This window comes from Streptomyces tropicalis, from assembly GCF_029269835.1.
Taxonomy (GTDB): domain Bacteria; phylum Actinomycetota; class Actinomycetes; order Streptomycetales; family Streptomycetaceae; genus Streptomyces; species Streptomyces tropicalis.
Genome location: NZ_JARJBB010000005.1, coordinates 122,437 through 137,381, shown reverse-complemented (window position 1 = coordinate 137,381; position 14,945 = coordinate 122,437). Strand labels below are relative to the sequence as shown.

The 14,945-nt window shown below is 76.3% G+C and carries 13 protein-coding genes; 6 read left to right on the top strand and 7 right to left on the bottom strand.

Features of this window, described 5'->3' with window-relative positions; all coding sequences use genetic code 11:
- Nucleotides 1-223: 223 nt before the first annotated feature.
- A complete protein-coding gene (locus P3H78_RS12110; RefSeq protein ID WP_276108924.1) occupies nucleotides 224-628 on the bottom strand; it encodes a DUF5997 family protein in 405 nt (134 codons plus the stop codon).
- A 58-nt stretch (nucleotides 629-686) separates the two neighbouring features.
- Between P3H78_RS12110 and P3H78_RS12105 the strand changes: the two genes are divergently transcribed.
- Nucleotides 687-1,502, top strand: a complete 816-nt coding sequence (locus P3H78_RS12105; protein ID WP_276108923.1) for a LysR family substrate-binding domain-containing protein — start codon at nucleotides 687-689, stop codon at nucleotides 1,500-1,502.
- Between the two features lie 308 nt (nucleotides 1,503-1,810).
- Here P3H78_RS12105 and P3H78_RS12100 read toward each other — a convergent pair whose 3' ends face one another.
- On the bottom strand, nucleotides 1,811-2,296 hold the full coding sequence (locus tag P3H78_RS12100; RefSeq protein ID WP_276108922.1) for an Lrp/AsnC family transcriptional regulator: 486 nt from the start codon (nucleotides 2,294-2,296) through the stop codon (nucleotides 1,811-1,813).
- A 335-nt stretch (nucleotides 2,297-2,631) separates the two neighbouring features.
- Between P3H78_RS12100 and P3H78_RS12095 the strand changes: the two genes are divergently transcribed.
- Both P3H78_RS12095 and P3H78_RS12090 read left to right on the top strand, forming a co-directional pair.
- A complete protein-coding gene (locus tag P3H78_RS12095; protein WP_276108921.1) occupies nucleotides 2,632-4,128 on the top strand; it encodes an FUSC family protein in 1,497 nt (498 codons plus the stop codon).
- A gap of 104 nt (nucleotides 4,129-4,232) precedes the next feature.
- Complete coding sequence (locus tag P3H78_RS12090) at nucleotides 4,233-5,273, top strand: lactonase family protein (protein ID WP_276108920.1); 1,041 nt, start codon at nucleotides 4,233-4,235, stop codon at nucleotides 5,271-5,273.
- 118 nt (nucleotides 5,274-5,391) lie between these two features.
- Here the strand turns inward: P3H78_RS12090 and P3H78_RS12085 are convergent, their stop codons facing one another.
- The 4 genes from P3H78_RS12085 to P3H78_RS12070 form a co-directional block, all read right to left on the bottom strand.
- The gene (locus tag P3H78_RS12085) at nucleotides 5,392-6,312 is read right to left on the bottom strand and encodes a sirohydrochlorin chelatase (RefSeq protein WP_276108919.1); all 921 of its coding nucleotides are present in this window, start codon (nucleotides 6,310-6,312) and stop codon (nucleotides 5,392-5,394) included.
- Nucleotides 6,313-6,497: 185 nt separating this feature from the next.
- On the bottom strand, nucleotides 6,498-7,481 hold the full coding sequence (locus P3H78_RS12080) for an N-acetylglucosamine kinase (protein WP_276108918.1): 984 nt from the start codon (nucleotides 7,479-7,481) through the stop codon (nucleotides 6,498-6,500).
- Nucleotides 7,478-8,155 (bottom strand): uracil-DNA glycosylase, encoded by a 678-nt coding sequence (locus P3H78_RS12075; RefSeq protein ID WP_276108917.1) that lies wholly within the window; start codon nucleotides 8,153-8,155, stop codon nucleotides 7,478-7,480. Before P3H78_RS12075 ends, P3H78_RS12080 begins: the two co-directional genes overlap by 4 nt.
- Before the next feature lie 136 nt (nucleotides 8,156-8,291).
- Nucleotides 8,292-9,446 carry a WD40/YVTN/BNR-like repeat-containing protein gene (locus P3H78_RS12070; RefSeq protein ID WP_276108916.1) on the bottom strand — a complete coding sequence of 385 codons (1,155 nt, stop codon included), beginning with the start codon at nucleotides 9,444-9,446 and terminating at the stop codon, nucleotides 8,292-8,294.
- Between the two features lie 225 nt (nucleotides 9,447-9,671).
- On the opposite strand from P3H78_RS12070, the gene P3H78_RS12065 reads away from it, so the two are divergent.
- Entirely contained in the window at nucleotides 9,672-10,382 is a 711-nt protein-coding gene (locus tag P3H78_RS12065) for an Rv1733c family protein (protein ID WP_276108915.1), read from the top strand.
- Nucleotides 10,383-10,699: 317 nt separating this feature from the next.
- Here P3H78_RS12065 and P3H78_RS12060 read toward each other — a convergent pair whose 3' ends face one another.
- Nucleotides 10,700-12,457 carry an acyl-CoA dehydrogenase family protein gene (locus P3H78_RS12060; protein WP_276108914.1) on the bottom strand — a complete coding sequence of 586 codons (1,758 nt, stop codon included), beginning with the start codon at nucleotides 12,455-12,457 and terminating at the stop codon, nucleotides 10,700-10,702.
- A 73-nt stretch (nucleotides 12,458-12,530) separates the two neighbouring features.
- On the opposite strand from P3H78_RS12060, the gene P3H78_RS12055 reads away from it, so the two are divergent.
- Together P3H78_RS12055 and P3H78_RS33305 are read left to right on the top strand one after the other, a co-directional pair.
- Nucleotides 12,531-13,334: a PaaX family transcriptional regulator C-terminal domain-containing protein gene (locus tag P3H78_RS12055; protein ID WP_276108913.1), complete on the top strand. Its 804-nt coding sequence runs from the start codon at nucleotides 12,531-12,533 to the stop codon at nucleotides 13,332-13,334.
- 415 nt (nucleotides 13,335-13,749) lie between these two features.
- Nucleotides 13,750-14,943 carry a hypothetical protein gene (locus P3H78_RS33305; protein WP_313884399.1) on the top strand — a complete coding sequence of 398 codons (1,194 nt, stop codon included), beginning with the start codon at nucleotides 13,750-13,752 and terminating at the stop codon, nucleotides 14,941-14,943.
- Nucleotides 14,944-14,945 lie beyond the last annotated feature (2 nt).

Genomic DNA, 14,945 nt, shown 5'->3' with positions numbered 1-14,945 from the left:
GCCCCGCCCATCGTGGGCGTGCCCGTTCTCGAGAGTCCGTGCACGTCACTGAGCCACGTCGTTCGCCGGGCGCGACCCGTCCCGAGACGGGAAGCGGTCCTGCGCTGCGGCGGAGCGGGGAGCGGCCGACGGCGCCCGGCGTCACGTCACCGCAGTGACGCGGGGGACGGGGACGGCCCGGCACGCAGCGTGCGTGGCCGGGCCGGTGCGCGGTCGGTGCGACTCAGGAACGCGACTCCTGCTCCTGCTCGGCGCGCTCGGCGTCCCGCTTCTTCAGCCGGGCCGCCTCCTTGCGGACGTCCGCCTGCGTGGCCCGCTCCTTCTCCAGCCACTCGGGCCGGCTCTCCTTCAGGGCCTCGATCTGGTCGGAGGTGAGGGGGTCGGTGATCCCGCCGCGGGCCAGTCCGGCGATGGAGACGCCCAGCTTCGCCGCGACGACCGGGCGGGGGTGGGGGCCGTTGCGTCGCAGCTCCTGCAGCCACGCGGGCGGATCGGCCTGGAGCTCGTTGAGCTCGGCGCGCGAGACGACGCCCTCCTGGAACTCGGGGGGCGTGGCGGGCAGGTACACACCCAGCTTCTTCGCCGCGGTGGCGGGTTTCATCGTCTGGGTGGTCTGGTGCGACTTCATGGTGTCCAGACTATCGACCGTGGAGAAGGCCTCCGACCACGCCGGGTAACCTGGCGGGGTGACAGGCTCGGAAGCATCCCCCTCGTTCCGGCTCGCGTACGTCCCCGGGGTGACGCCCGCCAAGTGGGCGCGGATCTGGAACGAGCGCCTGCCGGACGTCCCCCTCACCCTGGTCCAGGTCCCGGCCGCCGAAGCGTCCGACGTGCTGCGCGGCGGGGAGGCGGATGCGGGCCTCGTACGGCTGCCCGTGGACCGCACGTTCTTCAGCGCGATCCCGCTCTACACCGAGACGACGGTGGTCGTCGTGCCGAAGGACCATCTGGTCACGGCCGCGGAGGAGGTCAGCGTCGCGGACCTCGCCGACGAGGTCGTCTTCCATCCCCTCGACGACGTCCTCGGCTGGGAGCAGCCTCCCGGCGAGCCCGCCTTCGAGCGCCCGGCCACCACGGCGGACGCGATCGAGCTGGTCGCGGCCGGCGTGGGTCTGCTGCTGGTCCCGCAGTCGCTGGCCCGGCTGCACCACCGCAGGGACCTCACCTACCGGCCGGTCGTGGACGCGCCGCAGTCCGCGGTCGCCCTGTCCTGGCCGGAGGAGGCGACCACCGACCTGGTCGAGGACTTCATCGGCATCGTCCGCGGACGGACCGTGAACAGCAGCCGCGGCCGCTCCCGGGCCCAGCAGTCCCAGGACGGGTCGAAGACCGCGGCGGAGAAGAAGCGCTCCGACGGGTCGGCCGGCCGGCGCACCGCAGCGGGCGGGACGGGCGGCCGGAAGGGCGCGGCGGGCCAGAAGCAGTCCGGACGCGGCACACGGGGCGGCTCCACCCGGTCCTCCGGCTCCGCCCGCGGCGGCCGTCCGCGCCGCCACTCCTAGTCGGCGCACGGCGGCAGGCCCTCGGCGGCGGGCCCCTGGCACGCGGTGCGCGGTGCGCGGTGGGCAGCGGTGCTGCGTGCCGTCCCCGGCTTCGCCCAGCCGCTCCCTCCGGCCGCTCCGCCTCGGGCCTTTCTTTCGGATCAGGTCGGCTTCCGCCGGCGGCGCCTTGCCATGGGGTCGAGCGGGGTCCGGTGCGTGCGGCTGCAAGGCGGAGGAGGGCGGCGACGCGGAGCGTCGACAACCGACGACAACGCCGCAGACGTGCGTGCCGGACCCCGCGTCCCCCGGCAAGATCCGAAAAAGGGACCCTAGCCGCTCCGCTCCTTCGCCACCCGGCCGATCGACTCCACCAGGGGCAGCAGACGGTGGGGGACCCGCTCGCGCAGGGCCACCTCGGTGCGGGTGCGCACCACGCCCGGCAGGCTGATGAGCTTCTGGATCACGTCTTCCAGGTGGGCGTTGTCGCGGGCCACGACACGGGTCAGCAGATCGCCGCCGCCCGTGATGGAGAACGCCTCGACGATCTCCGGTACGCCCGCGACGGCGTCGCCGACGTCGTCGAGGTGGCCCTGGGTGACTTCGATGTGCACGAAGGCGAGCACCGGGAGGCCGAGCGCGGCCGGTGACAGCACCGGACCGGTGCCGGTGATCACCCCGTCCCGTTCCAGCCGGTCGAGCCGGGCCTGAAGGGTGCCGCGGGCGACACCGAGGATCCGGGCGTACTCGCGCACGCTGGTACGCGGCTGCTCCAGCAGCAGGCGGAGGATGCGGGTGTCGAGCTCGTCCACGGCCACGGCACTGCGGCTCCCTCCCGTCCGGCCCGTCCGGCGCGTTCTGCCGACTGTACCAATGGCTCAGCGTGGCGCGGCCCGGGTGTACCAGCCGAGCTCGTCCAATGGCCCGCTGCCCGGCCGGATCGCCTCGCTCCAGTTGGGCCAATGGCACAGTCGTGGGGTGGTCACTTGAGCCAGCCGGGTCCGGGATGCTCTCATGGAGCCGTCGATGGCGCTGCGGACTCCGCGGCGCCTTTTTCGTGCCGGTGTCCCGACGGGCCCGGCGATGTCGGTTCGGTGTCCCAGTCCGCGGCGAACGGTGCCGCGGCGGACCTTTCCCCTGGGGGCGGTAGGCAGTGCTGAAGAGGGTGTTCGCGGCTCCGGACCCGGGCCGTGTGCGGCTGCGTTTCGCCGCCCGGGCCGTGGTCGGCATCGGGCTGGCCGCCGCGGTCTGCGGCCTGGCCGGCCACTCCCTCCCGGGAGCCGTCACCGGCGGTCTCGCGGCGCTGCTCGCCCTGTTCACCGTCGCCGACCCGACCGTCCGCGGGCAGGCGGTCACCACCGCCCTGCTGCCCGCGGTCGGCCTGCCCGTACTCGCCGCCGCGGCCGTGCTGCACGATGTCCCGGTGGCCCGCGACCTCGCCTTCCTCGCCGTCGTCGGGGCGGGCGTGTACGCGCGGCGCTGGGGACCCCGGGGGCACAGCCTCGGGGTGTTCGCGTTCATGACCTTCTTCGTCGCGCAGTTCCTGCACGCCGTCCCCGAGCAGCTGCCCGAGCTGTCGGCTGCGGTCCTGCTGTCCGTGCTGACCGCCGCGGCGGTCCGCTTCGGGCTGTGGTGCTACGAGCGCCGGTTCCCGGCGGCCGCGGCGCCCGCCCCGACCGGGGGCACCGGACTGGCCCGGGTGACCACCCGGCAGGCCGTGCAGGCGACCGCCGGCGCCGGCTTCGCGCTCGTCGCCGGCCAGCTGGTGTCCGGACAGCGCTGGTACTGGGCGGTCGGCGCCACCTGGTGGATCTTCGTGAACACGGCCTCCCGCGGCGAGACCCTGGTCCGCGGCTTCCGGCGGGTCCTCGGGACCGTCCTCGGTATCGGTCTGGGCCTCGGGATCGCCGCCCCGCTGCACGGCGCCGCGCTCCCCACCGCCGCCCTCGTCGCGGTCTCCGTCTTCGGGATCTTCTACACGGCGGCCGTGTCGTACACCTGGATGATGCTCTGGGTGACCCTGCTCGCCGAGTCGCTCTACGGCCTGCTCGGCGTCCTGACCCCCGGCCTGGTCGCGCTCCGGCTCGCGGAGACCGCGCTCGGGGCCGCGGGCGCGGCGCTGGCGGTGCTCTTCGTCCTGCCGGTCACCACGCACGCCGTCACCGACGAGTGGATCCAGCGCTCCCTGCACTGCGTCCACGCCTGCACCGCCGAGGCCGCCGCGCGACTCGCGGGCACCGAGGGTGCCGACCCGGCGCCCCGGGTGGCCGAGCTGGAGCAGCTGCTCGGCCGGGTCCGGCTGTCCGTCGCACCGCTCACGCACCCGCTGAACCCGATGCGGGGCCGCAAGGGCCGCGCCCGCCGGGTGCTCGCGCTGCTCGACGACTGCGCCCGCGAGGTCCGCGGTCTCGTCGCGGTCGCCGCCGACCCCGTGGCCTCCCACGACGCGCGGCTCGCCGCCGCGTGCTGGCGGGTGGAGGCCGCCGTGGAGGCGCTCACCACGGGCCGCGCCGACCGGGTCGGCGCGGCCGCCGCCCGGCCTCCGGTGGCCGAGCCCGTGCTCGCCCACCTGCACGGCCTGGAGCGCGCCCTGGCGGACCTGGCCGAACCCCTGCGCACCCCGCCCGGATCCCCGCTCGTCGGCGCCTGATCCGCTCCGGACCCTTGATTCGCCGAGGGGCCGCGGTCTGACGGGCCGACGGCACACCCGGCTTGCTACCGTCACCCCGACGGGACGTCCGGAAGGGGACAGCGGTGGCAGACGGCGGCGCACGGCGGCGGCGGGCGTTCATCGGTTCGTTCACGGCGGCGGGCGGCCCCGGAGTCGTCACCGCGTCCGTGGCCCCGCAGGACGGTGCGCTGACCCTGCTGAGCAGCACCGACGGGGTCCTCGACCCGTCCTACCTGGCCCTGTCGGACGACGGCCGCACCCTCTACGCGGTCAGCGAGACGGCCGAGGGCGCGGTGGCCGCGTACCGGATCAAGGGCGAGACGGTGGAACTCGCCGGGTCACCCGTCCGGGTCGGCGGCAGCGGACCCACCCACCTGAGCCTCCTCGACGGGCACGTCCTGACCGCCAACTACGGCTCCGGAAGCGTCAGCGCGGTCCCCCTGCGCGCCGACGGGCTGCTCGCCCCCGCCGCCTCTGACGTGCTCCAGCACACCGGATCCGGCCCGCACGACCGCCGCCAGCGCGGCCCGCACGCCCACCAGGTCCAGCCGGATCCGAGCGGCCGCTGGGCCGTCAGCGTGGATCTCGGCACCGACTCGGTCCGCGTCTGCGTCCTGAGCGGCGGCAAGCTGCTCCTGCACCGGGAGATCGCGCTGCGCCCCGGCTCCGGCCCCCGCCACCTGGCCTTCCACCCGGACGGCACCCACGCCTACGTCGTCAACGAGCTGACGCCCACGGTCACCGTCTGCCGTTGGGACGCCGGGACCGGTTCGCTGCGTCCGCTGGCCGAGGCGTCCGTGCTCCCCGACGCCCCGGCCGGGGACGCCCACCCCTCGGGCATCGCCGTCGCCCCCGACGGCCGTTTCGTGTGGACAGCGACCCGCGGCGAGGACGTGCTGTCCGTCTTCGCCGCGGAGGACGGCGGCGGGACGCTGCGCCTGGTGGGCACCGTCCCGTGCGGCGGGCACTGGCCGCGCGCCCTCACTCTCCTCGACGGCCGCCTCTACGTGGCGAACGAGCGCTCCGGGGACGTGACCTGGTTCGCCCTGGACCCCGGCACGGGGCTGCCCCGGCGCGCCGGTTCGGTGCCGGTGCCGGCCGCGTCCTGCGTCGTCCTCGGCTGAGGCGGCCGACCGCACCGTAACTGGCGGAGGACCGGCCCCTCCTGCGCAGGCGGGACGGCGCAGGGCCCCGCTCCTCACCGGAGCGGGGCCCTGCGGCCGTACGGGCGTGGCGCGGGGGTCAGCGGACCGGCGCGCCCTGCGGCTGCGGCGGGGCGATGCCCAGCGCCGTCGTGTACTTGGCCAGCGCGAGCTTGCCGATCGCCGGGTAGGGGCCGAGGGCCTCGGCGGCGGCGCAGTCGGCCTCCGCGGCGGCGGCCTCGATCAGCCCCGCGTCGATCTCCGGGCCGATCAGGTAGGGCGCGAGCGCGAGCTGCTGGGAGCCGGACGAGCGCAGCTGCTCGGCGATGGCGGAGATGGCGCCCTCCTGGTCGAGGGCGGCCGCCATCACGGGCACGGCGAGCCGGGCGGCGAGCAGCATGCCGGTGATCCCGGCCGCCTGCACGGCCTCGTCGCCACCGACGGAGGCGAGGATGATGCCGTCCGCCGCGGTCGCCACCGTGAACAGGCGGGCACGGTCGGCGCGCGCCAGACCGGCCTCGGAGAGTCGCACGTGCAGCGCCTCGGCGAGCAGCGGGTGCGGGCCGAGCACATCGGTCAGCTCGGCGGCGACCCGGCTCTCCATGACGGCGTGGCGGATCTGGCGGATCATGGCGCTGTCGGGGCCGGCCAGCAGGGGCACCACGACCGCGACCGGGCCGTCGGGCTCCTTGGCGTCCACACCGGCGGCGACGGCCTGCTCGTAGCGGGCGGTGCGCTCCTGCGCGGTGTGCGCGAGCACGGACTGCAGTGAGGGGAACTCCGCGTCGTCCCCCTCGACGTACCCGATGCGGGCGTCGAGGCCGGGCAGCTCGGAGCGGGCGATGCTCACGACCTCCTCGGCGAGGCTGCGCGCGGCGGCGGCGGGCGTGCCCGGCACCGCGAGGACGAGCGCGGGCGCGCCATCGGGCGCCGCCAGCGGCTCGGGACGGCGGTGCCGTCCGGGCTGGCGGGGGCGCGGCATTCGTACGGGCAGGCCGGCGGGCCCAGTGGGGGAGCTCATGGCGCCGCATGTTACTGGCTTCCCGGGTCCTCCTGTTCGGGGAGGGTGCAGGTGAGCGGTATCCGTCCGGTTTTGTCTGATGAGTTACGTACGGATTCGAACCGTCGGTGCACGGAATCAGGCTTGTTGTGACAACTCGCTCGGTGCATGGCGGCACTTGTCCGACACCTGCGGGACTGGGCGGATCAGTTCCTCGCAACGCCGACGACCTGCAGCATCCTCTCGTCGTCGCCGGGCAGGCCCAGCGAGCCGGCGGCCAGCGCGGCCGCGATGCGGACCGAGCCGTGCAGCGGATCGCCCTCCGCCGGGACACGCCGGGCATACGGAAGCCGTGCCGTCAACTCCTCCTCCAGCGGAGTCAGCAGGGGGTCGCCCATCCTGAACAGGCCGCCGGTGAGGGCGATCCGCGGCTCGCCCTCCGCGGGACAGACCGCGGCGGCCGACTCGGCGATGTGCCGGGCCGCGGTGCGCAGGATGCCCGCCGCGACGGGGTCGGCCGCCGCGCACGAGGCCACACGCGGGGCGAAGGAGGCGAGGGCCGCGGCGCGGTCGGAGCGCGGATACAGCCGCCCGGGCAGCCCGGGCATCGGGCCGAACGCCTCCTCGGCGTGGGCGAGCAGCGAGGCCGACCCGCCGTCCCGTCCGTCACGGGCGCGCAGCGCGGCCTCCAGCCCCGCCCGGCCGATCCACGCCCCGCTGCCGCAGTCGCCGAGCAGATGGCCCCACCCGTCCGCGCGGCGCCACCGGACCAGGTCGGTGCCGAGGGCGATCAGACCGGTCCCGGCGGCGACCACCGCACCGGGGCCGAGGCCCAGGGCGCCGACGTAGGCGGTCACCGCGTCGGCGGCGAGCGCGACCGTCCGGACCCCGAGCTCGCGGGCCAGCGCGTCCGGCAGTTCGGCCCGCAGACCGTCGCCCAGGGTGGCGAAGCCGGCGGCCCCCACCACCGCCGTGTCCAGCCGGGGCAGTCCGGCCTGCACGGACAGCGCCCGGGCCAGCGGCAGCAGTTGCTCCAGCAGGTGCCCGGGATCGATGCCCCGGGCACCGGTGCGCACCGGCTCCTTCGACTCCCCGTGCGCCGACGGCGGCCCGCCGGGGACGCCGACCGCGACGCGCAGACCGGAGCCGCCGGAGTCCACCGCGAGATACCCGGACGGGCCGTCCGTCACGGCAGGCGCCAGTCGACCGGCTGCCCTCCCTGCTGGATCAGCAGGTCGTTGGCACGGCTGAAGGGACGGGAGCCGAAGAAGCCGCGGTCGGCCGACATGGGGGAGGGATGGGAGGACTCCACCGACGGCAGCGGACCGAGCAGCGGGCGCAGATTGCGGGCGTCCCGGCCCCACAGGATCGACACCAGCGGCTTCCCGCGCCCCGCAAGGGCGCGGATGGCCTGCTCGGTGACCTCCTCCCAGCCCTTGCCGCGGTGCGCGCCGGGGCTGCGGGGCGCCGTGGTGAGGGCCCTGTTGAGCAGGAGCACGCCCTGCTGCGTCCACGGGGCGAGGTCTCCGGTGGACGGCTGCGGCGCGCCCAGGTCCGTGTGCAGCTCCCGGAAGATGTTGATCAGGCTGGGCGGCAGGGGCCGCACCTCGGGCGCGACCGAGAAGGAAAGCCCCACCGCGTGCCCAGGGGTCGGGTAGGGGTCCTGTCCGACGATCAGGACGCGTACGTCGTCGAACGGCTGCTGGAAGGCGCGCAGGACGTGCTGCCCGGCGGGGAGGTAGGTACGGCCGGCGGCGATCTCCGCACGCAGGAAGTCGCCCATCTCGGCGATCCGGCCGGCCACGGGCTCCAGGGCCTGCGCCCAGCCCGGTTCGAGGATTTCATGCAACGGTCGTGGTGCCACGGGCGTCACCCTACTGCCGGACGCGGGGCGTCGACCAAGCGGTGGCCCGGAGCCGGCGGTCCGGCGCCGGACCGGCCGCCCCCGTGAACGCGGGCCGCACGCGGGCCCGTTCGGCCCCGCGGGGCCCGCCCGGTGCTCACCCGATCACCGCCGCCCGGACGCACAGCACGTCCGGCAGGTGGGAGGCGAGCTGCTGCCAGCTGTCGCCGTCGTCGGCCGAGGCGTACACCTCGCCGTTGCGATTGCCGAAGTAGACGCCCGCCGGGTCCGCGTCGTCGGTGCACAGCGCGTCGCGCAGCACCGTGCCGTAGTGGTCCTCCTGGGGCAGGCCCGCCGTCAGCGGCTCCCAGCTCCGGCCCGCGTCCCCGGTGCGGAACACGCGGCAGCGGTGGTCGGCCGGCACCCGGTCCGCGTCCGCGTTGATCGGGAAGACGTACGCCGTGTCGGCGCGGTGCGGGTGCGCGGCGGCCGCGAAGCCGAAGGTGGACGGCAGGCCCTCGCCGATGTCCGTCCAGTGCGCGCCCGCGTCGTCGCTGCGGTACACACCCCAGTGGTTCTGCAGGTAGAGGCGGTCCGGGCTGCCCGCGTCCCGGGCGACCTTGTGGACGCACTGGCCGAACTCCGGGTGCGGATCGGGCAGGAACACCGCGGACACGCCGGAGTTGGAGGGCTGCCAGCTGGCGCCGCCGTCCAGGGTGCGGAACACCCCGGCGGTGGACACGGCGACGGTGACGGCCCGCGGGTCGCGCGGGTCGGTGAGCACCGTGTGCAGGCCCTCACCGCCGCCGCCCGGCACCCACCGGGACCGCGTGGGGTGCTCCCACAGGGGGCGGACCAGCTCGAAGCTCTCGCCGCGGTCCTCCGAGCGGTACAGCGCGGCCGGCTCCGTGCCCGCCCAGACCACGTCGGGCTCGGCGGCCGACGGATGCAGCTGCCACACCCGCTCCAGCGAAGCCCCGGTGTCCTTCGGGAACTTGACCGCCGGTTGGGCCGGCTCGGTCCAGGTGCGGCCCAGGTCGTCGGAGTGGAAGACGGACGGGCCCCAGTGCGCGCTGTCGCCCCCGGCCAGCAGCCGGGTGGTGCCGCCCCGGGTGTCGACGGCGACGGAATAGACCGCCTGGGCGTTGAACTGGGGCCGGTCGTCGAACTCCCAGACACCTCCCCGCCGTCGCCCGATGAACAGGCCTTTGCGTGTGCCCACGGCGAGCAGTACCTCGGTCATGCCGGTCACCTCCGCGTCGTTGTCCCGAACCCCTTCGTCCCGGACACCGGCCAGTCTGCACCCCACCACTGACAGTCTCCCGCGGGACGGCTTCCCCGCAGGTGGGGGCGGCGGTGTCGGTCCCCGGTGGGTGTCACGGGCCGGTCGGATCCGGCGGATTCGCGCAGAACCGTGCGCGGGCGCGGCGACTCGTGGCACCGTCGAACGGGGGACTCGCCGTGAGCATCGAGGAGCCCTCTCCCGTATGGGAGGGCGGTTCGGCATGTCCATGCGCTCGTGAGGAGGAAGCCTTCGATGGGGTTCCGTGGTCGGAAGGTGTGGCTGTGGCGTTGGCGCCGCAATCCGCTCAGACGTCCCACCGACGTGGTGGAGGCCTGGGTCGTGCTCGGAGCCTGGATCTGCACCGTACTGGCCGGGCTGCTCGGGGGGTGGACGGCGGCGCACGCCGTGCAGCACGGGGTGTCCCGGGAACGCGCGGAATGGCGGCCCACGGTGGCGCTGGTGGCCCGGAAGGCGCCCGGCACCTACGCCGCACCCGCGGGCGACGCGAAGAACGCCGGACGTCCGCCGGGCACCGGACACCCGCCGGGTACCGGACACCCGCCGGGTACCGGACACCCGTCGAGCGCCGGGCAGCCGACGGCCACCGGAGGCGACGGCCGTGCCCGGGCGGAGTCCGCCGTGCGGGTCTGGACCAAGGTGGCCTGGACCGCCCCGGACGGCTCCACGCACACCGGTCAGGTCCGCGTCCGGCCCGGCAGTCCCCCCGGCACGCCGGTCAGCGTGTGGACCGACCCGCAGGGCCGGCTGGTCACGCGCCCCGCCACGGACGCCCAGGCGCGCACCCGGGTCATGGTGATCGGCGGACTGGTGGGGGTGACGGCCGCGGCCCTGCCGCTCGTGGGGGGCCGCGTCCTGCGCCGCCGTCTGGAGGAGCGCAGCATGGACCGCTGGGCCGCCGAGTGGGCCCGCTTCGGCCCTCTGTGGGGGCGCAAGACCTGGTGAGCGGGCGTGGGCGGGGCTGCAGGCCGCGCCCGGTCCGTCCGTCTCCCGTGGCCGCTCCGGCGGGGCCGACGCGGGGCGGAGAGGTTGCATCCCGGTGGGGTCACCACGGGAGTCGAGCCGGCGCCCGTTCGGGCCGGGGCGGCCGCGGGTTCGAGCCGCGACCACCCCGGCCGGGCGGGCGGCCACTCGAGCCGACGGGCCGGGATGGTCGCGGCCACCGTCCGTCGCCCTGCCCTGCGGGGCCGGCCCCGCCGCCGGTCAGCCCCCGTGCCCGCAGCCCCGGCGTCCCCCGCGTCCGCCCCCGGCGGGCCCGGGATTCACCCGCGGTCCGGCAGCGCCCGGGTCAGGATCGTGTCGAGGTCGGCGCCGTCGGGCAGGGTGCCGAAGGCGTGGCCCCAGTCGCCCCCGAGCCGGGTGGCGCAGAACGCGTCGGCGACCGCGGCCGGCGCGTGCCGGACCAGGAGCGAGCCCTGCAGGGTGAGCGCCATCAGCTCCACCAGGCGGCGCGCGCTCGTCGGTGACGCCTCGCCCAGCCGGGCCCGTAGCCCGGCCACGGCCGCGTCGAGGCGGGCGTCCGCCCCCTGCGCCAGGGCGAGTTCGGCGAACAGCGCCTCCGCCACGCCGGGCTCCCGGCCGAGCGCCCGCAGCACGTCCAGGGCGTTGACGTTGCCCGACCCCTCCCAGATCGACAGCAGGGGAGCCTCGCGGTAGTGCCGGGGCATGCCGGAGTCCTCGACGTAACCGTTGCCGCCGAGGCACTCCAGGGCCTCCGCGGTGAAGGCCGGGCCGCGCTTCGTCACCCAGTACTTGCCCACGGCGGTCGCGATCCGCCGGAAGCCGACCTCGGCCTCGTCCGTTCCGTCCCCGCGCACCGCGCGGTCGGCCGCGCCGGCCAGCCGCAGCGCGAGCGTGGTGGCGGCCTCCGACTCCAGGGCCAGGTCGGCGAGCACATTGCGCATCAGGGGCTGGTCCACGAGCCGGGCGCCGAAGGCGCTCCGGTGCCGCGTGTGGTGTCCCGCCTCCACGAGCGTCTTGCGCATCAGGGCCGCCGACATGGTCACGCAGTCGAGCCGCGTGCAGTTGACCATCTCGATGATCGTCTTGACGCCGCGCCCCTCGGGCCCGACCAGCCAGGCTACCGTGCCGTCGAACTCGGGCTCCGAGGACGCGTTCGACCGGTTGCCCAGCTTGTCCTTCAGCCGCTGGATGCGGAACGTGTTGCGGGTGCCGTCGGGCAGGACGCGCGGCACGAGGAAGCAGGACAGTCCGCCCGGCGCCTGCGCCAGCACGAGGAAGACGTCGCACATCGGTGCCGAGGTGAACCACTTGTGCCCGCGCAGCGTGTAGACGCCCGGCTCGGCGGTGGGCGTGGCCGCGGTGGTGTTCGTCCGGACGTCCGAGCCGCCCTGCTTCTCCGTCATCCCCATGCCCGCGAGCAGGCCCTGCTTCTCGGCCGGCGTGCGCAGCCCCGGCTCGTACACCCGGCTGGTCAGCAGCGGCTCGTAGACGGCGGCGAGCTCCGGCTGGGCGCGCAGCGCGGGGACGGCGGCGTACGTCATCGACGTCGGGCAGGCGTGCCCCGCGTCGGTGTGCCCCCACACCAGGGCGCCCGCGGTCCGGGCGACGTGGGCGCCGGCCCGTCCGTCCGCCCAGGGCGCACCGGCCAGCCCGCCGGCGACCGCCGCCCCCATCAGGTGGTGCCAGCTCGGGTGGAAGTCGACCTCGTCGATCCGGTTGCCGTACCGGTCGTGCGTGCGCAGCTCCGGCTCGTGCCGGTTGGCCAGCTCGCTCCACTCCTGCACCTGCGCGCTGCCTGCCTGCAGCCCCAGCCGGCGCAGGTCCTCCTCGGCCCATCCGGCGCCCTCGCGCCGCACCCCTTCGAGCAGGGCCGCGTCCTCGGAGGCGTCGTAGGGAGCCAGGGGCGGTGCCTGGTTGGTGACGTCGTGCGTGGCGGACGACGCCTGCGGTGCGGTCCGCGGTGCGGGCCGCCCGGCGGCCGGCTGCCCCGGCCGGGGCTCCGTCCCGCCCTGCGCCGCCCGCTGCTCCTGCTGTTCGTGCGCGAATGTCGAGGCCATACGACGAGTGTTGCACTTGTTCTGCGATCGCAGCAATACTGCAATACACCAGTCGTCCGTACAGTACGTGACCATGAACGCCTCCCAGGAGCCCGCCGGGCCCGACCTGCGTCCGCTGTCCGCGCGGTCGGTCGTCCTGAGCCTGCTGCTGGGCACGCACCCGCCCGAGCTGCCGGTGAAGGACCTCGTGGGCGCCGTCGCTCCCTTCGGCGTGGGCGGATCGACCCTGCGGGCGGCGCTCAGCCGGATGGTGGCGGCGGGGGACCTGCGCCGTTCGGACGCCGTGTACCGCCTCAGCGACCGGCTGCTCGACCGCCAACGGCGCCAGGACACGGCCGTGCACCCGGCGACCCGGCCCTGGCACGGGGAATGGGAGATGGCCGTGGTCACCGCCACCGGGCGGGGTCCGGCCGAGCGGGCGGAGCTGCGCGCCCGGCTGGCGGCACTCCGTCTCGCCGAACTCCGCGAGGGCGTCTGGCTGCGGCCGGCCAACCTGGACCGGGACTGGCCCGCCGGGCTCGACCGGGCGTCCCAGCGCTACCTGGCCCGCCCGGACCAGCCCGCCCGGGCACTGGCAGCCCGGTTGTGGCCGCTCGACGCCTGGGCCGGGACCGCGCGGGCGCTGCTCGCGCACGTGGCCCGGACGGATCGCCCCGCCGACCGCTTCACCGCCCTGGCGGCGGTCGTACGGCACCTGCTCGCCGACCCGGTGCTGCCGCCCGAACTCCTGCCGGCCGACTGGCCCGGTCCCGCCCTGCGCTCCGCCTACACGGGACACCAGCGCGAACTGACCGAGGAGATGCTCGGCCGCGCCGGCCGACAGGGCGGCCGGGACTTCTCCGTCGGCTCCCGTCCGCGTGGCGGCGGCGACAACTGATGCCGTGCCGGCCGGTCCGGACCGGCCGGCACGGCGGGCTCCGGTCGGTCCGGCCCCTGCCCGTCCGATGCGCTCCGGTCGGTCCGGCCCCTGCCCGTCCGATGCGCTCCGGTCGGTCCGGCCCCTGCCGGTCCTATGGGCTCCGGTCCCTCCGTGGCGCGGCGGGCGCTGGGTGACGCGGTTCCGGCCGCTTGGCGGACGCATTCCCCCTCCGGGCGGGTGCCGCCGGAGGGGCGTCGTCCGCCGGTCGTGGTCCGGCGCCGATGCGACCGCACGGGGGCATCCCGTACCACTACGGCCGGTGCCCGGTGGCGAGGGTGCGGTCCGTGGCGTTCCCTGAGAGGACGGGGCGACCAGCGCGTTCGAGGGCGCCCTGCGCGCACGCGCGGCGGTCTCACCAGGTCGAGGAGAGTCAATGGCGGAGCAGAAGTCGTCGTCGGTCCTTTCGGTCCTCACGGCGCCCCTGCGCACCGCGACCTCCGCGCTGCGGAAGGTCCCCGGTGCCGAGGCGGTGGGCAGCGCCGCCGCGGGCACCCTGGACCGGATCGGTGCCGTTTCCCCGCGCGGGCGCCGCCTGGTCGTCTACACCGGGGCCGGCGCGCTCGGCCTCGCGGGTGTGGTGGAGTGGCCCGTCGCCGTCACCGGTGCCGCCGTCGCCTGGTTCACCCGGCCCCGGTCCGCCGACCGCCCCGGCCAGACCGCGGACACCGCGTCGGCGAAGGCGGCGGGAACCGGGCGGTCACGGACGGCACGGACGAAGGCGCCTGTTGCGAAGAGCTCCGGAGCGGCGCAGGACGGGCCGGCGACGCGGATCACGCGGACGCCGAAGGACGCACCCGCGGCGGCGCCCGGGCCGTCGACGGGGCGGTCGCGGAGCGCGGAGCGGACGCGCACCCGGGCGGCCCGTGCGGCGGGACGCACCGACGCGCAGGGCACCACGGCCGTCCGCGCACCCGCGGCGGGCGGCGCCGCACCGCGGACGTCGGCCGCCACGACCGCGACGAGCCGGGCCGCGTCGGGCAGGGCCGCGTCGGGCAGGGCCGCCTCCGGCAAGGCCGGGGCGAAGCCGGGCCCGGCGGCCCCGGACGCCGCGCACGACATCACCGAGGCGGCGCTGCACGCCTCCGAGGACACCGGCCCGGCGGGGGAGACGGCCACCGCCCGGCCGACCCGGTCGGCGCGCACCACGACGACCCGGCACGCCACGGCCCACGGCACGACGGCGCGGACGACGCACAAGACGGCGGTGCACCGGACGACGACGCCCCGGACGGCGGCCGCTCGCAGGACGGCGGCGGGCGGGGCGGACGCCCCCAAGAAGACGTCGCGCACGGCGGCCGCCGCCGGGACGTCCGGCCGGTCCGCGGCCGAGCGGAGCGCGGCCAAGGCGTCAGCGGTCGAGCGGAGCACCGCGAAGTCCTCGACGACCGGGCGCAGTTCGGCGAAGGCGACGGCGACGTCGGCGGAGCGGGCGGCCGCCCGGCGCGCGACCGCCGCCGACGCCGGCGCGGGCCGCCCGGCAGCGCCCGCGGAGGGCGAGCCGCCGACGCCCAAGCCGGCCACCGGCCCCCTCGGACCGACGACGCGGCCCGGCCGCACCACCCGCTGAGG